This window comes from Streptomyces sp. NPDC042201 (assembly GCF_055582185.1).
Genome location: NZ_JBVJDS010000013.1, coordinates 133,591 through 153,059 on the forward strand (window position 1 = coordinate 133,591; position 19,469 = coordinate 153,059).

17 protein-coding genes are annotated in these 19,469 nt (G+C 72.4%); 8 read left to right on the forward strand and 9 right to left on the reverse strand.

Annotated elements, in window-relative coordinates:
- Positions 1-14: 14 nt before the first annotated feature.
- Both ACZ6MZ_RS28245 and ACZ6MZ_RS28250 read right to left on the reverse strand, forming a co-directional pair.
- Entirely contained in the window at positions 15-1,697 is a 1,683-nt protein-coding gene (locus ACZ6MZ_RS28245; RefSeq protein WP_384180680.1) for a DUF885 domain-containing protein, read from the reverse strand.
- A 32-nt stretch (positions 1,698-1,729) separates the two neighbouring features.
- Positions 1,730-2,239, reverse strand: a complete 510-nt coding sequence (locus ACZ6MZ_RS28250; RefSeq protein ID WP_384180679.1) for an Lrp/AsnC family transcriptional regulator — start codon at positions 2,237-2,239, stop codon at positions 1,730-1,732.
- Positions 2,240-2,298: 59 nt separating this feature from the next.
- Between ACZ6MZ_RS28250 and ACZ6MZ_RS28255 the strand changes: the two genes are divergently transcribed.
- Positions 2,299-3,510: a trans-sulfuration enzyme family protein gene (locus tag ACZ6MZ_RS28255; RefSeq protein ID WP_389790944.1), complete on the forward strand. Its 1,212-nt coding sequence runs from the start codon at positions 2,299-2,301 to the stop codon at positions 3,508-3,510.
- Positions 3,511-3,665: 155 nt separating this feature from the next.
- Here ACZ6MZ_RS28255 and ACZ6MZ_RS28260 read toward each other — a convergent pair whose 3' ends face one another.
- From ACZ6MZ_RS28260 to ACZ6MZ_RS28275, 4 genes are all read right to left on the reverse strand, one after another.
- The gene (locus ACZ6MZ_RS28260; protein ID WP_469355144.1) at positions 3,666-5,087 is read right to left on the reverse strand and encodes a GNAT family N-acetyltransferase; all 1,422 of its coding nucleotides are present in this window, start codon (positions 5,085-5,087) and stop codon (positions 3,666-3,668) included.
- Positions 5,088-5,175: 88 nt separating this feature from the next.
- The gene (locus ACZ6MZ_RS28265) at positions 5,176-7,920 is read right to left on the reverse strand and encodes a DUF7824 domain-containing protein (RefSeq protein ID WP_469355146.1); all 2,745 of its coding nucleotides are present in this window, start codon (positions 7,918-7,920) and stop codon (positions 5,176-5,178) included.
- Positions 7,917-9,293 carry an SWIM zinc finger family protein gene (locus ACZ6MZ_RS28270; RefSeq protein ID WP_469355148.1) on the reverse strand — a complete coding sequence of 459 codons (1,377 nt, stop codon included), beginning with the start codon at positions 9,291-9,293 and terminating at the stop codon, positions 7,917-7,919. The genes ACZ6MZ_RS28265 and ACZ6MZ_RS28270 overlap by 4 nt, the downstream gene beginning before the upstream one ends.
- 44 nt (positions 9,294-9,337) lie before the next feature.
- Positions 9,338-10,957: an alkaline phosphatase D family protein gene (locus ACZ6MZ_RS28275; RefSeq protein WP_469355150.1), complete on the reverse strand. Its 1,620-nt coding sequence runs from the start codon at positions 10,955-10,957 to the stop codon at positions 9,338-9,340.
- 187 nt (positions 10,958-11,144) lie between these two features.
- Between ACZ6MZ_RS28275 and sigJ the strand changes: the two genes are divergently transcribed.
- Entirely contained in the window at positions 11,145-12,029 is an 885-nt protein-coding gene (sigJ, locus tag ACZ6MZ_RS28280; protein WP_469355152.1) for an RNA polymerase sigma factor SigJ, read from the forward strand.
- Positions 12,030-12,272: 243 nt separating this feature from the next.
- Entirely contained in the window at positions 12,273-13,037 is a 765-nt protein-coding gene (locus ACZ6MZ_RS28285; protein ID WP_384180667.1) for a GntR family transcriptional regulator, read from the forward strand.
- A 44-nt stretch (positions 13,038-13,081) separates the two neighbouring features.
- Here the strand turns inward: ACZ6MZ_RS28285 and ACZ6MZ_RS28290 are convergent, their stop codons facing one another.
- Positions 13,082-14,239, reverse strand: coding sequence for an ROK family protein (locus ACZ6MZ_RS28290; protein ID WP_384180665.1), 1,158 nt, complete (start codon positions 14,237-14,239; stop codon positions 13,082-13,084).
- A gap of 196 nt (positions 14,240-14,435) precedes the next feature.
- Here ACZ6MZ_RS28290 and ACZ6MZ_RS28295 point away from each other — a divergent pair, with 196 nt between their 5' ends.
- Entirely contained in the window at positions 14,436-14,885 is a 450-nt protein-coding gene (locus ACZ6MZ_RS28295) for a hypothetical protein (protein ID WP_469355155.1), read from the forward strand.
- Positions 14,886-14,923: 38 nt separating this feature from the next.
- Here the strand turns inward: ACZ6MZ_RS28295 and ACZ6MZ_RS28300 are convergent, their stop codons facing one another.
- Both ACZ6MZ_RS28300 and ACZ6MZ_RS28305 read right to left on the reverse strand, forming a co-directional pair.
- The gene (locus ACZ6MZ_RS28300) at positions 14,924-15,295 is read right to left on the reverse strand and encodes a fic family toxin-antitoxin system, toxin component (protein ID WP_386878900.1); all 372 of its coding nucleotides are present in this window, start codon (positions 15,293-15,295) and stop codon (positions 14,924-14,926) included.
- Positions 15,292-15,519 (reverse strand): toxin-antitoxin system HicB family antitoxin, encoded by a 228-nt coding sequence (locus ACZ6MZ_RS28305; protein WP_384180659.1) that lies wholly within the window; start codon positions 15,517-15,519, stop codon positions 15,292-15,294. Before ACZ6MZ_RS28305 ends, ACZ6MZ_RS28300 begins: the two co-directional genes overlap by 4 nt.
- A gap of 129 nt (positions 15,520-15,648) precedes the next feature.
- Here ACZ6MZ_RS28305 and ACZ6MZ_RS28310 point away from each other — a divergent pair, with 129 nt between their 5' ends.
- From ACZ6MZ_RS28310 to ACZ6MZ_RS28325, 4 genes are all read left to right on the forward strand, one after another.
- Positions 15,649-16,527, forward strand: coding sequence for an LLM class F420-dependent oxidoreductase (locus ACZ6MZ_RS28310; RefSeq protein ID WP_469355157.1), 879 nt, complete (start codon positions 15,649-15,651; stop codon positions 16,525-16,527).
- 54 nt (positions 16,528-16,581) lie between these two features.
- Positions 16,582-17,007 carry a GNAT family N-acetyltransferase gene (locus tag ACZ6MZ_RS28315; protein ID WP_469355159.1) on the forward strand — a complete coding sequence of 142 codons (426 nt, stop codon included), beginning with the start codon at positions 16,582-16,584 and terminating at the stop codon, positions 17,005-17,007.
- Positions 17,008-17,096: 89 nt separating this feature from the next.
- Positions 17,097-18,449, forward strand: a complete 1,353-nt coding sequence (locus tag ACZ6MZ_RS28320) for a hemolysin family protein (RefSeq protein ID WP_469355161.1) — start codon at positions 17,097-17,099, stop codon at positions 18,447-18,449.
- Complete coding sequence (locus ACZ6MZ_RS28325) at positions 18,449-19,462, forward strand: hemolysin family protein (RefSeq protein WP_469355221.1); 1,014 nt, start codon at positions 18,449-18,451, stop codon at positions 19,460-19,462. Before ACZ6MZ_RS28320 ends, ACZ6MZ_RS28325 begins: the two co-directional genes overlap by 1 nt.
- Positions 19,463-19,469 lie beyond the last annotated feature (7 nt).

Genomic DNA, 19,469 nt, shown 5'->3' on the forward strand with positions numbered 1-19,469 from the left:
TGCTTGTCCGCCGGTCAGAGCTTCGACAGCTCGTCCACCAGATCGTCAAGACCCAGCGAGCCCTGCGAGAGCGCGGCCATGTGCCACGCCTTCGCGTCGAAGGCGTCGCCGTGCGCCTTGCGGGCGTTCTCCCGGCCGAGCAGCCAGGCGCGCTCGCCCAGCTTGTAGCCGATCGCCTGCGCCGGCATCGACAGATAGCGGGTCAGCTCGCTCTCCACGAAGTCCGCGGGGCGGCCGCTGTGGTTGCCGAAGAACTCCTGCGCCAGCTCGGGGGTCCAGTGCTCGCCCGGGTGGAACGGCGAGTCCGCCGGGATCTCCAGCTCCAGATGCATACCGATGTCCACGATCACCCGGCAGGCACGCATCATCTGCGCGTCCAGATAGCCGAGCCTGCGCTCCGCGTCCGGCAGGAAGCCCAGCTCGTCCATGAGCCGCTCCGCGTAGAGCGCCCAGCCCTCCGCGTTGGCGCTGACCTGGCCGACCGAGGCCTGGTAGCGGGAGAGCCGGTCGGCGACATGCGTCCACTGCGCGATCTGCAGATGGTGGCCGGGGACACCCTCGTGGTACCAGGTCGACACCAGGTCGTACACCGGGAAGCGGGTGTCGCCCATGGTCGGCAGCCAGGTGCGGCCGGGGCGCGAGAAGTCCTCGGAAGGACCGGTGTAGTACGGGGCGGCGGGGCCGCCGGGCGGGGCGATCCTGGACTCCACCCGCCGTACCCGCTCGGCGAGTTCGAAGTGGGTGCCGTCCAGCGCCTCGATGGCCTCGTCCATCAGGTTCTGCAGCCAGTCCCTGACGTTGTCGACGCCCTCGATGTGCTCCCCGTGCTCATCGAGATGGGCGAGCGCCTCCCATGGGCCGGCGCCCGGAAGGATCTTGCCGGCCTCGGTCTTCATCTCGGCGAGCAGCCGGTGGTATTCGGACCAGCCGTACGCGTACGCCTCGTCCAGATCGAGGTCGGTGCCGTTGTAGTAGCGCGAGAAGCGGGCGTACCGCTCCCGGCCCACGGTGTCGGGCGCGTCCTCGACGGCGGGCGCGTACACCTCACGCATCCAGTCGCGCAGCTCCGCGACGGCCGCGGTGGCCTCACCAGCGGCGCTGTCCAGTTCCGCACGGAGCGAGTCCGGGCCGGCCGAGGCGAACTCCTCGAACCAGCCGCGGTCCTCGCCCGCCCAGTCCGTCAGCTGGCCGATGAACGTCTCGGTGGGACGGGGGCCGCCCGGCAGCTTGCGTTCGAGACCCAGCTCCAGCGAGGAGCGGAATCCCGCCAGCGCGGCGGGTACGGCCCGCAGCCGCTCGGCGACGGCCGACCAGTCCTCGTCCGTGTCGGTCGGTGTCACGGTGAAGACATCGCGGATGTGGTGTGCGGGCGAGTGGATATTGCTGACCGCGCGCAGCCCCTCCTCGGCGTCATGGACGGCGAGTTCGGCCGTGAGGCGCTCACGCAGCAGCCGGCCGCAGCGCCGCTCGGCATCGCTGTCCGCGCCCGGCAGCGCCTCGGCCCGGTCGAGCCGGGCGAGGGTCGCGCGGCCGAGGTCGGCAAGAGCCTGCTGCCCGGCCGGGGAGAAGTCGGGGAGGCGGCGGGAGCATTCCGCGACCCCCAGAAAGGTGCCGGTGATCGGATCGAGTTCGATGAGTGCGTCGACGTAGGCGTCGGCGACCTGGCGGGGCAGCGCGCTGCCGGCTGTGGCTGACATGCGGGCCATCCTCTCCAAGACTGCCCCTCACGTCACATCTTTGTTTCGCGCGCGCCGGTCGGATTGGCCGACGAAGGCGGCATCAGCGGACCGCAGTCCCACTCCTGGAAGATCAACCGGGTCTCGACGCGGGCGACTTCGGGCCGTGAGGTGAACTCGTCCAGCACCAGACGCTGGAGGTCGGACGTGTCCGCCACCGCCACATGCACCAGATAGTCGTCGGGGCCGGTGAGATGGAACAGCGCCCGCGACTCGGGGAGCGTCCGGATCCGCTCCACGAACGGAGCGATCAGCTCCCGGCGGTGCGGCCGGACCTGGACCGAGAGCAGGGCCTCCAGACCACGGCCGAGTTTGGCCGGATCGAGGCGCAGCCGCTGCCCGAGGATCACCCCGGACCTGCGCAGCCTGGCCACCCGGTCCAGGCAGGTCGAGGGCGCCACGCCGACCTCGGCGGCGATCTCCCGGTAGGTGGTCCGTGCGTCGTTCTGCAGCAGGCGCAATATGTGCAGATCGATCGCGTCCAGCACGACAGATTCGGCCATCGGCCGAACGTAGCACGGCACTTTGCCCACACAGGCCGCCGGGTGTTCAGAGTGAGGTCATGGACATTACAGACTTCGACGGTCCGACCGAGGCTCCCATCCGGGCCCTGGCCACCGAAGCCGTGCACGCGGGACGCGACGATCTCGCGAGCCTCGGCGTACACGCCCCGCCTCTCGATCTGTCCACCACCTACCCCTCGTACGACACCCGGGCGGAGGCGGCGCGCATCGACGAGTTCGCCACCACCGGCGCACGGCCGGCCGGACCGCCCGTCTACGCGCGGCTGGACAATCCGACCACGGCCCGCTTCGAGACGGCGCTCGCCCGGCTCGAAGGGACCGAGAGCGCGGTGGCCTTCGCCAGCGGAATGGCCGCGCTCACCGCCGTACTGCTCGTGCGCGCGAGCATGGGCCTGCGCCATGTGGTCGCGGTGCGTCCGCTCTACGGATGCAGTGACCATCTGCTGACCGCCGGGCTGCTCGGTACGGAAGTGACCTGGACCGACCCGGCCGGGGTCGAGGAGGCGATCCGCCCGGACACCGGGCTGGTGATGGTCGAGACGCCGGCCAATCCGACCCTGGCGGAGGTCGACATCCGGGCCCTGGCGCACGGGTGCGGATCGGTGCCGCTGCTGGTCGACAGCACCTTCGCCACCCCCGTGCTCCAGCGGCCCAGGGAGCACGGCGCGCGGCTCGTCCTGCACAGCGCGACCAAATATCTGGGCGGCCACGGCGATGTGCTGGGCGGGGTGGTGGCGTGCGACGAGGAGTTCGCGAGAAAGCTGCGCCAGGTCCGGTTCGCGACCGGGGGCGTCCTGCATCCGATGGCCGGCTATCTGCTGCTGCGCGGTCTGTCCACGCTGCCCGTACGGATCAGGGCCGCGTCGGAGACCGCGGCGGAACTGGCCCGCAGGCTGACCGCCGATCCGCGGATCGCCCGGGTCCACTACCCGCGGCTGGGCGGGGCGATGATCGCCTTCGAGGTGCACGGAGATCCGCACCGGGTGACCGCCGGCGTACGGCTGATCACCCCGGCGGTCAGTCTGGGCAGCGTCGACTCACTCATCCAGCACCCGGCCTCCATCAGCCACCGCATCGTGGCGGAAGGAGACCGGCGGTCCGCCGGAATCAGCGACCGGCTGCTGCGGATGTCGGTCGGTCTGGAGGACGTCGAGGATCTCTGGCGGGATCTGGACGGGGCACTGGGTGAGCGGCCCGCCCACGCCGGCCGCGCGGTGGTGACGACGCCTGGACGAGTTGTTCCGAAGTAGCGTCGCCCGCCCGGAGGGCGGGCCCGGCGGTGTCCGGTGCGTGCGGTCGCAAGGCGCCGAGGTGTCCTCGTAGCGGAGCTACTAGGGCATTTCGGCAACGCCGCGAGCGTGCGTGCTGGGCGCCGCCGGGCAGACGGGACTTCGGAATGACTCGCCTAGGACTCGGCCTGCTCATGATCGAGCAGTACGGCGTCCCCGTACGGAGCCGGCGTCCCCGCGGCCGTCCGGTCCAGCCGGGCCGTGATGACGAGCGTGCCCTCGTCGATCTGGTAGTCGAGTGGCAGGCCGAGGCCGCGCATGGCCGCGACCATGCCCGTGTTGGACGCCTGGGTGACGGCGTAGACGCTGCCGCAGCGGGCCTCGACGGCGAGCGCGACGAGCCGCCCCAGCAGCTCGGAGCCGATCCCGCGCCGCTGCCAGGCGTCCTCGACGATCAGGGCGACCTCGGTCTCGTCGCCGTCCCAGAGCAGATGACCGAGGGCGACCAGGCGGCCGGAGGCCGTCTCGACCGTGAGGGTACGGCCGAAGCGCGGGCTGAGCAGGTGGTTGAGGTAGCGGTCGGCGTCGCCCACCGGGCCGTGGTAGCGCAGCCCGAGCGTGCGGTCGGAGCAGCGGCGGTGCAGGGCGAGGGCCGCGTCGAGATCGTCGGGGTCGGCGCGGCGGACGGTGATCTCCTCACCCTGCGGGAGGGTGAGCACGTCCTGGCTGCGGGGGATGCGCGGGCCGAGCCGGGCGTCCAGCTCGACCAGGGCGCGGGCCCGGGCGAACTCGGTGGGGGTGAAGGGGAGATAGGGACGCTCGACGGTGATGCTGCCGCCGTTCGGATCGCGCAGCCGCATCGATGTGCCGTCCAGGACGCCTTCGACGGGCGCGGTCTCGCCGGTGACACGCCCGGTGACGGAGACGGCGGGCCGGGAGTGGATCGTGCAGCGGCCGAGCAGCTGGCGCAGCGCGAGAGGCAGTTCCGCCGCGTCCAGGGCGGTACGGGTGGCGAGGCCGAGCACCCGGGTCGGGGTGTCCACCAGGTCGTGTGTGTCGGCGCGCTCGATCCACGTACTGCTGCCGCCCGCGGCCGAGACCTCACGGGTGAGGTCCTTCGCCTGGAGCGAGGCCGGGGCGCGCAGCAGGAACTCGTCGACCGTGCCGTCGGCCAGCGGATGGGTCTGCAGGGTGAGGATGTCCACGCGGTGCGCCGCGAACGCCGTGCACAGCGCGGCCAGACTCCCCGGCTCGTCCCGCACGGTGGTCCGCATCCGCCAGAGCGTGGTCTCCGCCGCCCCTCGCCCTTCCCGTACCCCCGGATCGGGCGAGGTCACGGCGCCGGCGGTGGTCCCGCCGGCGCCGGGCGTGGGTGGGGCTTGACTGTGCCTGCGTGCCCACCAGGTGTGGAACGCGGCCGTGGCGGCGAGCGCCACGGCCGACGCGACCAGCAGAAAAGCCCCGTCGGGTCCGTGCGCGATCATGTTCGCCAGGGCGTCGGCGACGGCCACAGCGGTGAACAGGGCGGCCAGTTCGACAAGATCCCGCCGCCAGTGGTGCGGACGGCGGACACTCTTCGCAGATGTCACATCAGTCATGACCTCACTCTGACCGAATGGTGTTGCGTGATCACGAACGGTTTGTGACTGATGGGTTAAGTATGGATCTGTTCCCTTTTGGGGCGTCTCACGTCAATTTTGGCTTGGACTGATCGCTTTCGGAGCGCAATGCGGCCAGTAGCCGGGCCGCCTGCGCGGTCACCCGCGAGGCACCGCCGCGTCCGGCCACCTCCGGCAGACCGGATATCTCCTCCGCCGCACCGCACCGCTCCACACACTCGGCGGCCACGGACAGGATCTCCCCGAGACCGGGTCGTGCCGTCCCGGCGCGCGCGGCCCCCGGGGCCAACAGGGCGGGCAGCGCGGCGCGCAGCACGGACCAGACCGTGCCATACGCACCGGTGGCGGCGGCCGTACGGGCCGAGTCGGCCAGCCGGTTCAGTTTGACAGGACCCGAGTCCACCAGGGTGGCCAGCTCCTGGCCCAGCAGCGATCCGTCCAGGTCGCCACGGGCGGCGAGCACCAGCAGGGCGTCCACGGCCGACAGCCGGTCCTCCGGGTGCCGGGCGCCCAGACCGTACGCCAGCGCCCGGTGCAGCGCGAGCCCCGCGGGACCGCCGCTCTCGGCGAGGAGCGGCAGCCACCAGGCCCCGGCCCGCTGGTCGTGCTCCGCGCAGCCCACCACCTCGGGCAGCAGCCAGGCGGCGAGCGTGTCCCGGTCCTCCGGCAGCACGGCCGGCCAGCTTCTGGTCAGCTCCCCGCCCCAGTGGTAGCAGTGCGAGCGGGTACGGATCTCCGTACGGCCCAGCCATTGGAACGCACGGGGGAACTCCCGGTGGATGACGAGCCGTTCTCTCCTCTCGGCCAGCAGCCGCTGCGCCTTTGTCCGGGAACGCGGCCACCAGCGGCCGGCCCCGGACGGCTCGGACCGTTCGATCTGTTCGGCCTGCTCAGACTGCTCGGTCGGCTCCGATGCCCCGGCCGCCCCGGCCGCCCCGGTACGTCCAAGCGCGGGGAGCGCGGTCCCCTCCTCGATGAGCCAGGCGGCGAGCCGGTCGGCTTCGGGGGTGCCGAGCGCCGCGGCGGCGCGCGCCGTCTCCGGGTGCCGGCCGCGCCGTACACGCAGCAGGGCCTGGGCGAAGTCGACCGGAGCCGGGGTGGCGCGCAGGCGCTGGTATTCGGCCAGCCGCTCCACCAGGACCTCGGGGTCCAGCGCGCCGGTGCTCCAGGTCGGGGTGGCGAGCAGGAAGGGGACGGGCTTCGCGCGCACCAGATGAGCGGCCTCCCACAGCCGTGCGTCGATCACCCCGTTCAGCGCGGAGTGCGCACAGGAACTCGACGCCGTCCCGCGCGCGTTCGCCTGCGACAGCATCCGCTCGGAGACCTTGCCGAGCACCGACGCGGCCACCACTTCCACACCCCGGGTCAACCGGGAGAACCGCTCGTCACGGTGGTGCGCGGCCGTGTCGTCCAGCCACCAGCGGTCCGCCAACGCGTCGCGCAGCGCGTCGGCCAGCGCCGTCCTGTCCCGGTGGGCGTGGCGGACCAGACCGTCGAGCGTCCGCTCGAACGTCGGCATGTCGCCGCCCGCGATGACCAGCGCCGACACTTCCTCGACCAGTTCGGCCAGGGTCGCCGGGGCCGGCTCCAGACGCACCGGCTCCGGCGCGGGCGGCAGGAACTCCTCGTACGGGCCGGGATCGGGCTCCGCCGGCAGTTCGCCGAAGACCTCGGTGGCCCGAGCCCGGTGGACGGGGCTCAACAGCGCGGCCGCGGCGGCCAGCTCCGACCGCAGGCCGCTCTCCACGGTGGACAGGTGCCGGGCCACCAGCTTCAGCGCCCGTTCCTGGACACCCGTGTCCTCGTGTCCGAACGCCTCGGCGACCGCAGGCAGCAGCTCGCCCGCGGAGCCGCTGTCCGCGCGCAGGACCTTGCCCAGCAGCACCAGTTGGGCCCGGACGAGCTTCTTCTCGGAGCGGAAGAGCACGGACCGCGACATGTCCGCGAGGCTCCGCGCGGGCAGGGCGCCGGACACGGCGAGCCGGGCGAGCACCCCCTGCGCGTGACCGGCGACCTGCGAGGTCCCGTCCGACGCCATGGCGATCCAGTCGGAGATGTGCTCCCGCTCCTCGTCCGGGGTCAGCGCCAGCCAGTCCAGCAGATTCAGGAAGAAGACCAGATCGCCCGGCACACCGCCGCGCAGCAGGCGCGCGACGGAGGAGTCCACGAGCAGCCGCCGCTCCACCACCCCCTCCTCGGCCAGGGCGGTGAGCACCGACGGCCAGTGGTGCGGCTCGGCGGGGTCGTTGTACCAGGCCAGCGGACGCGGCAGTTCGGCCGTCCCGAAGAGCCGCGGGACCATGACCCGCACCTGCGGATCCTCGCGCAGCGAGGCGAGGAGCCCGTCGCGCGGCGCCGCCGCGTCGACCCAGCCGTGCACGTATCCGTCCGTGGCCGGCGCGGGACAACCCGACAGCCGGACCAGCCCCGAGATGAACGGGTAGTCGAGCTCCGCGGTCGACGCCCGGCCCGCGAGCCGGTGGGCGACATCGCCGAGCCAGGCCGGCTCGCGGTCCGAGAGAAGGTCGAGCAGCAGGACGTGCGGCAGCCGGGAACCCTCCCGCAGATCGCGGGCGCCCAGCCAGGCCGCGGTCGCCGCCGCCCCCGTATGGCAGCCGGCGCCCGCCACGACCAGCGCCCGCTGGATCTGCCCACGCTCCCGCCACCGGCCCCACGGCCACCCGCGCAGCTCCGTGCGCAGCGCCTTCAGCGCGGCCAGCGCCTCCTTGCGGTCCGCCGCCGTCAGCGGCTCGACCAGCCCGGGAACACTCTCGACACGACCGGCCCGTACACCGTCGAGCAACTCGCTCATCGGGCACCTCCGGCGGTCAGAACGGCCTCGCGCCGGGCCATCCGGACGGCCAGCGCGTGCTTGCACGGCCCGCGTCGTCCCCGGTAGTCGGCCCACCAACGGCAGGTGCAGCTCAGCACCCCGCCCGTCTCCCGCACCTGATAGCGCCGCTCGCCCGAGGCCACGGAGGCCAGTTCGCCGTCCAGCGCCACGGCGCCCGAGGAGAGCAGGGCGCGGGCCGAGACCAGCCGCGGATTGTGCCGCTCCACGCGCCGCGCGTCGTACGGCAGCTCCCGGTGGAAGTACCCCGCGTCCGCGATGTCGTAGCCGACCCGGCCCGCCGTCCCCAGCCGGGTCAGCGCCGCCCGGACCCGCTCCACCGTCAGCCCCGCCTCCGCGGCCAGCTCCACCGGATCGATCCGTGGCTCCCACGCCAGCAGTACGGACACCAGCTCGGCGTCCCCCGCGGCCTCTTCGGTGGCCAGCGCCTCCAGCACCCCGCCCTCGCCGGAGAATCCGCGCGCCGCGTCGGGCGACAGCGTGAGGGTGAGCCGCATCCCCGGCAGCACCACCTCCCAGGCGCTCGCCGCCGCGGCTCCGTCGGCCACCGGCCCGTACACCCGCAGCGCCGTCGCGTCCCGCAGCACCCGCTGCAACGCCACCAGCCGCTCGGGGCCCGGCAGACAGACAGCGCCCGGCACCGGCCTGGTGGTCGGCCGCAGCGTTCTCCCCGCGGGTACGACCCACATCGCCCCACGGGAGGCGTTGCCGGAACCGCGCGGCAGCGAGCGCAGGAAGCGGACGGCCTCCGCCGCGGTCAGCTCGGCCCGCAGGTCGAATCCGGCGGAGACCACCTGCGCCTCCGCGAAGCCGCGCAGCCAGCGGTCCGGCAGCGGAACCTTCTTCTCCACCACCGGGCCGTCCAGGGTGGTGACCGTCAACTCGTCGGGGCCCACCCGCAGATGCAGCGGATCGTCGGCCGTCATCCGTGACAGGGCCTCGCGCAGCGGATTGTTCACATCCACATTGGTCGTGCCATGTCCCGTCCCGGCGCCGTCGAGTCCCTCCCGCAGCACATCGAGACGCGCGTACACCCCGCAGCAGCCGGAGAACGACTCGAAGCGCAGCCGGTCCCCGTTCCCCGTCACCACCGGGTCGAGCGACGCCGCCAGCACCCGCTGGTAGTAGCGCGCGCCCGCCACGTCCGCGACGGCGAGCAGCCCCCGGGCGGCCGCGCGCGGCGACGACAGAAATCCGGCGAAGAAGCGCGGATGCGCCTCGGCTCCGGCGGGTGTCAGCCCGCCCGAGGTCTCCAGACCGAGCAGCCGTCCGCCCCGCGTGTTCTCCAGGGCGGACGGACGTGAATAGGCAAGCGCCTGTACGGATCGCGTCATGAAAAAGACGTTAGATCCAGGCACTGACAATCGACTTCGGGCTCCTACTGCCCGACCTTCCCCGGCCGGAGCACCTTGGTGAACAGCACCGTGCCGCCCTGCGCCCGCAGCCGGACCGTCAGCTCCCCGCTGCCACCGTCGATGTCCACCTCGCCGAAGAGCGGCGGCGTCTCCATCGGCGAGAGATTGGATCCCTGAGGAGCTTTCACGAAGACCCGGTCGGGGCCGAACGTGCCGTCCAGCGCGCTGGCCGGGAACTGGCCCGCCGCGATCGGCCCCGAGACGAACTCCCAGAAAGGCGCGAAGTCCTTGAAGGCGGCCAGCTCGGGCGTGTAGTGCTGCGCCGAGGTGTGGTGGACGTCCGCCGTCAGCCACAGCGTGCCGGTGATCCGCTGGTGCTTGATGTACCGCAGCAGATCGGCGATCTGGAGCTCCCGGCCGAGCGGAGCGCCCGGATCGCCCTGCGCGACGGCCTCGATGTTCGTCGTACCGTCCGGCACGACGAGACCGATCGGCATATCGGCGGCGATCACCTTCCACACCGCGCGCGAGCGCGACAACTCGCGCTTGAGCCACTGGAGCTGCTCGGCGCCCAGGATGCCGTTGACGTCGTCGGCCTGCCGGCCGGGGGAGTTGGCGTTGCGGAACGTTCGCATGTCGAGGACGAACACATCGAGCAGCGGGCCGTGGTTCACGACCCGGTGGATACGCCGGTCCGCACCGCGCGCGTGCGGGGCCGAGATGGGGAAGTACTCATGGAACGCCTGAGCCGAGCGGGCGGCCAGTACGTCCACGTTCTTCTCGGTGTAGCGGTCGTCGTCCAGGATCTGGCCCGGGTACCAGTTGTTGCGCACCTCGTGGTCGTCCCACTGGGTGATCGAAGGGACCTCGGAGTTGAAGCGCCGTACGTGTGCGTCGAGCAGGTTGTACCGGAAGTTGCCCCGGTACTCGGCGAGGGTCTCCGCGACCTTCGACTTCTCCTCGGTGGTGACGTTGCGCCAGACCCGGCCGTCGGGCAGCGTCACGCTCGGCTCGATCACCCCGTCCGCGTAGATCGTGTCGCCGCTGCACAGGAAGAAGTCCGGGTTGAGCCGGCGCATCTCGTCGTAGACGCGGTGGCCGCCGATGTCCGGGTTGATGCCCCAGCCCTGCCCGGCGATGTCGCCCGACCAGAGGAACCGCACATCCTGTCCGCGCCGCGCCGGCGCCGTGCGGAAGGTGCCGTACACCGGCTCGCCCGTACGGCGGGGATCTTCGGGATCGGCCAGTGTCACCCGGTAGTGCACCTGCTCGCCGGCGGCCAGTCCGCGCAGCGGGACCGTCCCGGTGAAGTCGGTGCCGGGGCCGAGCAGCGGACCGTGCCAACTACGGGCGCGGCGGAACGATTCGGTGGCCGAGGTCTCCACAATCATGCGGGCGGGCCGGTCGGACCGTACCCACACCAGCCCCGACGAGGAGGTGACATCGCCGGTCTGGACGCCCCAGGCGGCCCGCGGCCGACCCGACAGGGCCTGCGCGGGGGCGGCGGCCGCGAAAGCGGCGCCGGGCAGGGCCAGCGCGGCCGAGGCGGCGAGCGAGCCGCGCAGCACACTGCGACGGGCGGGGGATTGGGGGACGCCGGCGGCCGGTGACCGGCCTGAGGTGTTCTCGGAGCTGTGTGACATCGAGGGGTCTCCTGGGCAGGTGTGCCGTGGGTGTCGTGCCATGCCTAACGCCCGGCGGCGGCCATCGCGCGAACCCCGCGTGAACAGCCGCGTCCGGTTCCACGCTCCGGCGCGGCCCGGCCGGTTGTGTCCGGCGCCGCACGGATATCGCCTGGACCTCCGTCGGGCCGTCGGCTGGGATGGGAACGTGGCAACCGACACCGCGAGCACCGACGCCTTCGAAGCGCACAGGACCGTACTGACGGGTGTGGCCTACCGCATGCTCGGCCGGATCGCCGACGCCGAGGACGTGGTGCAGGACGCCTGGCTGCGCTGGAGCGCCGACGCGCGTACGGACATCCGCGAGCCGCGCGCGTATCTCGTACGGATCACCACCCGGCTCGCCATCGACCGGCTGCGCCAGGCGCAGACGCGGCGCGAGGCCTATGTCGGCCCCTGGCTTCCCGAGCCGATCGTCACCGACTTCGGGCCCGCCGTCCCCGACACGGCCGAGTGCGCCGTGCTGGCCGAATCGGTCTCGCTCGCCGTGCTGGTCGTGCTCGAATCGCTCTCGCCGCTGGAGCGCGCGGTGTTCGTGCTGCGGGAGGCCTTCGGCTTCCCGTTCGGCGAGATCGCCGTCACGCTCGACCGCAGCGAGGCGGCGGTACGGCAGCTCGCGGGCCGGGCCCGCCGCCATGTCGAGGAACGCAAACCCCGCTACGACGTCGACCCGGCCGAACGCCGCGCTCTCACCGAGCGGTTCCTCGCCGCGGCGGGCGGCGGCGATCTCGAAGCGCTGCTCTCCCTGCTGGCGCCGGACGTCCGGCTGGTCGGCGACAGCGGCGGCAAGTCCAAGGCGCCCCTGCGGATCATCGACGGCGCCGACAAGGTGGGCCGCTTCCTCTTCGCCGTCGCCGGCGACATCGCGCAGTACACCTTCGAGGTCATGGAGATCAACGGCGCTCCCGCAGTGCTGGTCAGCGTGGGCGGAGCGCCGGATCTCGTCCTTCAGCTGGAGATCAGGGACGGCCGGGTGCAGTGCATCCACCTCGTCCGCAACCCGGACAAGCTCGGTGGAGTGTCCGCGCACTGACCGTTTGTGCCCCAGAGCCCCCGTCCGCCGCCCCGGACGCGGGGCTCCGTGCCGCGCGCGCCCCGGCGGTGTACGAACGTCCTGTGAACACCCTGCGTCGGAGTGTGCTTTCTCTCGGTAACGGCAGAGGATTGGTCTTGACCAACGGGATGAGCCGTCCTATCGTCGCTGTTAGTGCAGGAACCTTTAATAAACAAGGGCACGTAAAACCCGCCGAGGACACGGCGATTGCGGAGGATCAGGGTGGGGACCACGCAGCTCGAATCAGTGCCGGAGCCTAAGTACTGGCACCTCAGGACCGTGCTCGGCGAAGCGCTCGACTCCGACTTCGCGGTGGGGGAGGTCCTGCCCAACGAGCGTGACCTGGCGGCCCGTTTCGGGGTCGCCCGCGCCACGCTCCGGCAGGCTCTGGAACAGCTGGAGCTGGAAGGCAGGCTGCAGCGCCGCCGCGGTGTCGGCACGACCGTCGCCCCGCCGCGCGTGGGCGTGGACGTCTCCACGCCCCAGCACGAATGGCCGGGCGCCGCCCAGGACACCTGGCAGCCCCTCGACTGCGCCCTGGCGCCCGCGCCCGTCGCGGTGGCCAGGCTGCTGGAGACGGACGCCGCCGAAGAGGTCCACACCGTCCGCAGGATCCGCGTCACCCAGGGGCAGTCCGTGGCGGCCGAGCTGCTCTACGTACCGTCCTCGTCGGTGCCCGAGCTGTCGGCCATCGACGCGCCGTCCGGACCCGCGCGCGCCCGCAGCGTCCTGCGTGAGCTGCAGCGCCTCGGCCTCGACGGCCAGGACCGCGCGGTGGAGCTGGGCTCGGCGCGCGCCGACGACGCGAAGGAGCTGGACCGGCTCCCGGGCGCCCCCGTCCTCGTGGTGACGACGCGCTATGTCGTGGAGGGCCGTACCGCCGCCGTCTCGGTGGCCACCTACCGCGCCGACACCTGCCGGCTCACCTTCGGGGACTCCGGCGACCTGGAGATCAGCGACCAGCCGGAGGAGCGCCGGGCTTCCTGAAGCTTGGCCTTCCGCACGCTTGCCCGTACCGTACGGCCCGTCGCTCAGCGGCGGGCCGTCACCGTTCCCTCCACCGCGAACAGCTGCTCCTCGACATGGTCGAGAGCCAGCCGCAGCGCCCCGGTGGCCACCGCCGCCTCGCCGAGCAGCGAGAGCGCCACCCGGGGCGGGCGCAGACAGTAGCGGGAGAGTTCGTCGCGCAGCGGATCCAGTACGCCGTCGAGTCCGGCTGCCCAGCCGCCGACGACCACCAGCTCCGGGTCCAGCGCCAGCACCAGCGCCGCCACATCGTGCACCAGCCGCTGGATGAAGCGCTCAACGGCCTCCTGGGCGCGCACATCGCCCTCCCGGGCGTGTGCGAAGACCTTGGCCACCGCCTGCTCGTCGAGTGGATGGAGGGGTTCGTCCGTCGTTGACAGCAGCTTCTCCGGTGTCACATCGCGGCCCAGCAGATGCAGCGCGCCGATCTCGCCGGCCGCCCCGCCGAAGCCGCGGTGCAGCCGCCCGCCGATCAGGGCGCCCGCCCCGGGACTCAGCCCCGCCAGGACGAAGACGATGTCGTCGGAGTCGGTGGCCGCGCCCTTCCAGTGCTCGGCCACGGCCGCCGCGTTGGCGTCGTTCTCCACCAGCACCGGACATCGGAACGAGCGGCGCAGCCGCTCACCGAGTGCCAGGCCCGTCCACTGCGGCAGCGCGGTGCCCAGCCGTACGGTCCCGTCGGCCTCCACGATCCCGGGGCTGCCCACCCCCACCGCCCGCAGGGAGCTGCGCGCCACCCCCGCGCGCCGCAGCACATCGGCCACGGCGAGCCTGACCCGCTCCAGGCGTTCGTCCGCGTCGGCCGTCTCCGAGACCTCCCGCGACCCGGCGCCGATGATCCGGCCGTCCAGCCCGGAGAGCAGCGCGGCCACCCGGTGCGGCCCGATCTCGATGCCCAGCAGATGCCCGGCCTCGGCCCGGAACCGGAATCTCCGCGCCGGGCGGCCCTGTTTACGGGCCTCGCCCTCCTCCGGAGCGGACTCGACGACCAGGCCGGCCACCATGAGCCCTTCCACCACGCCCTCGACCGTCGGCCTGGACAGACCCGTGACCCGGGTCAGATCCGTGAGCGTGAGGGAGCCGGCGCCGCGCAGGGAGTGCAGGAGCACCGCTGAGTTGATCCGCCGCAGGAGCGAAGGGTCTCCGCCGGTCAGCCGCCCCACGGTATGTCCTCCCGGTCGTGCGCGTGTCTGGCGGATGCTACTCGGTGGTTGGCGGTGCGGCGAGTGGCGAGCACGCCCGCCTTATTAGGCTGTGACGCCTGGGCGACCGCACGAGGAGTCGGAACGGGGCAGTGGCACCGCACCGTACTCACCTGACGGGCAGCCAATTGTCAGTCCCCGAGGGTTTACTGAGTCGATGACCACCGCACAGCACCTCGCCGTCATCGAGCTGCTGCGTGTCCGCGCGTTCCCGGCGGAGCGCGGCCCCTCCGAGGTGGGCACGAGCGGACCGGGCTACCACCTCGCCGAGCTGCCCCGAAGTGACGGCTTCCGGTACGACGGCGGGGACGAGGACGTCGCGCGCCTGATCGAGGACGCCGATCAGTGCGCCGCGGAGCACACCGCGCTGACGGAGATCCTCTCCGCCCGTTTCGGGGAGCCGCAGTACATCAGCCTGTGGAGCGTCCACGTCCGGGGCGGCGAGGGTGAGGAGATACCGGAGCCCTGGCGCGAGCTGAGCGAAGGGCTCCGGTATCTCCACCTGTGGCGGATCGAGGGCCGCTGGCTCGCGGTGGGCGTGGCGGGCGAGGGCGGGGAGCGGCGGTCGCGGCTCGTCGCCGCGGTCACGGAGACAGACCCGCCGTAGCGACCCGCCTCGCCGGGTGTCCCGTCGGAGGCCGCGGCTCAGAGGCTCCAGCCGCGCAGCTCCTCGGCGATGGCCCGGACGTCGGCCGTGCCGCCCTTGACCAGCTTGGCCAGATCCCGGACCTGCTCGGGCGAGGTGACGACCTTCAGCCCGCTCGCGACGAGATAGCCGTACGCCACGGCGGAGGCGTACATCGCGTTGGAGCGCTCCAGGGCCGGCACGTGGAGCAGCAGGTGCAGCAGGGCGGCGGCGCGGGCGTGCGGGTCGCTGTAGACGGGGGTGCCGAATATCTCCGCGTCATGGCGGCTGACGGCGGCGACAAGCGCGCCCCAGTCGGTGACCTGCGGGTCTCCGGGTGTGTGGTGCTCGGCGACCATCAGGAGCCAGGCCAGTTCGATCCGCAAGGTCAACGCGCGCCTTCGCGCTCCGCGCCGAACTCCTCGACGAAGACCGATGCGTACTGCTTCATGAAGTCGGCGGCGGACTCGACGAAGGTACGTCCGGCCTCGCCCGTGTCCTGCTGGACGAGTTCCTCGATATAGCGGTTCACGCTCACCCCGCGCTGAGAGGCTTGTCGGCGAGCGGCCTCCGCGGTGGTCTCGTCCACGCGTACGTTCAGCTGAGTCTTGGCCACCCCACCAAGCTAGCGCGTCAGTGCTAGCGCGGACAAGTGGTTGCCCGCCGGGACACCCGAGAGCCGGGACACCCGCACAGGCCGGGACTCCCGAAGAGGCCGGGACACACGAAGAGAAGGAGAGACTCCATGCCACGCCCCTTCCGGTTCGCTGTGAACATGCTGACGCCCGCCGCCGGCCCGGAGTGGCGCAAGCGGTGCAGACGGGCCGAGGACCTCGGCTTCGACGTGATCCAGGTGCCGGACCACCTGGGGATGCCCGCGCCGTTCCCGGCCCTGGTGGCCGCGGCGGAGGCGACCGGGCGGCCACGCCTCGGGACGTTCGTGCTCAACACCGCCTTCTGGAACCCCGCGCTGCTCGCCCGCGAGATCGCGACCACGGACACGCTGACCGAAGGGCGGCTGGAGGTCGGGCTCGGCACCGGTTACGTACAGGAAGAGCACGAACGGGCCGGTCTGGAGTTCCTCCCGCCGCGCGAACGGGTCGATCTGCTCACGCGCATGGTCGGGGAACTGGACCGGCTGCTCGGCGACGAGGCACATGTCCCCCGGCCGGCGCAGCTGCCGCGGCCGCCGCTGCTGATCGGGGGGAACGGTGACCGGGTGCTGCGGCTGGCCGCCGAGCACGCGGAGATCACCGCCTTCACCGGGGCCCGGGTCACACCGGACGGTGTACGGGTGCTCACCGCCGAGGAACTGGACGGGCGGGTCACGGCGTACCGGGGCTTCGAAGCCGGCCGGCCGGCCCCGGCGGAGCTGAATCTGCTGCTCCAGATGGTGACGGTCACCCAGGACCGGCGGGCGGCGGTACGGGAGCTGCGCCCGATGGCTCCGCATCTGACCGAGGACCAGATCCTGGAAGTTCCGGTGATCGCCGTGGGCACCGTACGGCAGATCGCCGACCAGCTGCGGGAGCGGCGGGAGCGGTTCGGTTTCAGCTACCTGACTGTCCTCGACCCGTTCATGGAGGCTTTCGGTCCGGTGATCGAGGAGCTGCGCGGCAGCTGACCGCATCGCGGAATCCGTTCGACGGGGCACGGCGGCCGGTGATGGGATCCGGGCATGGACGATCTCCGGATACGGGCCGCGTCGCCGGCCGACCTCGACGCGGTGCTCGCCTTCTGGAAGGCCGCCGCCGAAGGGACCAGCATCACGGACGACCGCGACGGCGTCGAGCGGCTGGTGGCCCGCGATCCCGGGGCGCTGATCCTCGCGGAGCGGGGCGGCGCGCTCGCCGGCACGGTGATCGCCGGGTTCGACGGCTGGCGCTGCCATCTCTACCGGCTCGCCGTGCGTCCTGACCAGCGGCGCCTGGGCATCGGCGGGGCGCTGCTCGCGGCCGCCGAGGAGCGCTTCGTACGCCTGGGCGGGCGACGCGGCGACGCGATGGTGCTCGACCGCAACGAGCGCGCTCAGCACACCTGGCGGGCGGCCGGATACGGTCCGCAGCCGCAGTGGACCCGCTGGGTCAAGCCGCTGGACGGCTGAGGCTCCCCACGGGCCGCCGGGCGGGCCGGGCCGTCGAGCCGTCGCGCGGTCCTTCTCCCGCTGACCGATCATGGGACGGAGGTGAACCGATGACCGAAGTGCTTCTGCTCCTCGTGGCGGTGCTGCTCGCCCTCGCCTGCGGGGCCTTCGTCGCGGCGGAATTCTCGCTCACCACCGTCGAGCGCGGCGATCTCGAACGGGCCGTCGAGCGAGGGGAGCGGGGCGCCGCGGGCGCCCTGAAGGCTGTGCGCAGTCTCACCTTCCAGCTCTCCGGCGCCCAGCTCGGTATCACCGTGACCAATCTGGTCGTCGGCATGCTCGCCGAGCCGTCCGTCGGCAAGCTGATCCGCGGGCCGGTCGAGGCCGTGGGCCTCTCCCCCTCCGCGGCCTCCTCGGTGGCCCTGGTCATCGGTACGGCCCTGTCGACCCTCGTCCTGATGGTCGTGGGCGAGCTGGTCCCGAAGAACTGGGCGATCTCCTCGCCGCTGGCCGTCGCCAAGGTGGTGGCCACCCCGCAGCGGTACTTCACCCTGGCCTTCCGCCCGTTCATCAGCCATCTGAACAACACCGCGAACCGCATCGTGCGCGGCTTCGGCCTGGAGCCCACCGAGGAGCTGGCCTCCGCCCGCAGCCCGCAGGAGCTCGTCGCCCTGGCCCGGCACTCCGCGCAGAAGGGCGCGCTGGAGGCGGACACCGCCGAGCTGTTCGTACGGACCCTGAGTCTGGCCGCGCTGACCGCGGAGAACGTGATGACCCCGCGGGTGCAGCTCATGGCCCTCGACGTGCGGGCCACGGCGGAGGATGTCGCCAACGCCACCCGCGCCACCGGCCTCTCGCGCTTCCCCGTCTACCGGGGCAGCCTCGACTCGGTCGTCGGCGTGGCGCACATCAAGGACGTGCTGGCGGTCCCGGCGGAGCGCCGGCCCCGGTTCCCGGTGGCCGAGCTGCTGCGGGAGCCGCTGCTGGTGCCGGAGAGCCTGACCGTGGACAAGCTCCTCGACCGTCTTTCCGGCGGCACCACGATGGCCGTCGTCATCGACGAGTACGGCGGGACGGCGGGGGTGGTGACGCTGGAGGACATCGTGGAGGAGGTCGTCGGCGAGGTACGCGACGAGCACGACCCGCACGAGACCCCCGACCTGGCCCCGCTGGGCGAGGACGCGGAGGGCAGGGCGCTCTGGTCGGCGGACGGCGCCGCACGCGCCGACCAGCTGGAGGCCGTCGGACTGCGGATGCCCGAGGGGCCGTACGAGACGCTCGCCGGGCTCGTCGCCGCCGAGCTGGGCCGGATCCCGGCCGAGGGCGACGTCGTCGAACTGGACGGCTGGCGGCTCGATGTCACGGATGCCACCGGCCGGCGCGCCGCCCGTCTGCTGCTGCGCGCGCCCCGCCCGGCCGCCGAGGCCGCCGAGGACACTGTGGACACCGAGGAGAGCGGATGATCACCGCCGTCCAGCTGTTCATCGGCCTGCTGACGCTCGTCGTCAACGCCTTCTTCGTCGCGGCCGAGTTCGCGCTGATCTCCGTACGCCGCAGCCAGATCGAGCCGGAGGCGCAGGCCGGGAACCGGCGGGCGCGCAGTGTCATCTGGGGTCTTGAGCATGTGTCGGCGCTGCTGGCGGCGGCGCAGCTGGGCATCACGCTCTGCACGCTGGTGCTCGGTATCGTCGCCGAGCCCGCCATCGCGCATCTGCTGGAGCCCCTCTTCCACGCGGTCGGCGTGGCGCAGGGTCTGGTGCATCCGATCTCGTTCGTCATCGCGCTCGTCCTGGCGACGTATCTGCACATGCTGCTGGGCGAGATGGTGCCGAAGAACGTCGCCCTGGCCGGACCCGCCCGGGCCGCGCTGCTGCTCGGTCCGCCGCTGGTGGGACTGGCCCGGGGGCTGCGGCCGGTGATCTTCACGGTCAACGCCTTCGCCAACGCCCTGCTGAAACTGCTCCGGGTGGAGACCAGGGACGAGGTGTCCGCCACCTTCTCCGACGACGAACTGGCCCGACTGGTCACGGACGCGGGCCACGCCGGGCTGCTCGACGACCGCGCGGCCGAGCGGCTGCACGACGCGCTGGAGCTGGGGCGCCGGCCGGTGAGCGATGTGGTGATGCCGCTGGAGCGGGTGGTCTTCGCGCGGCCCGGGGTCACCCCCGAGGAGCTGGAAGGGCTTGCCGCCGAGTCCGGCTTCTCCCGCTTCCCGGTGGTCGACGCCTCACGGCGGATCCTCGGCTACCTCCATGTGAAGGACGCGCTGGACGCCCTGCCGCGCGATGTGCCGTTCGCGGTGGCGGCCATGCGCGCCGTCGCGCGGGTGCGGGTCACGACACCGATGGACGACGTGCTGACCGCGATGCGCCGCAGCCGTACCCATCTGGCCGCGGCCGAGGACGAGGACGGCAGGCTCGAAGGCCTGGTGACGATGGAGGACGTCCTGCGCGAGCTGGTGGGCAGGCACGCGTGACGGCGGT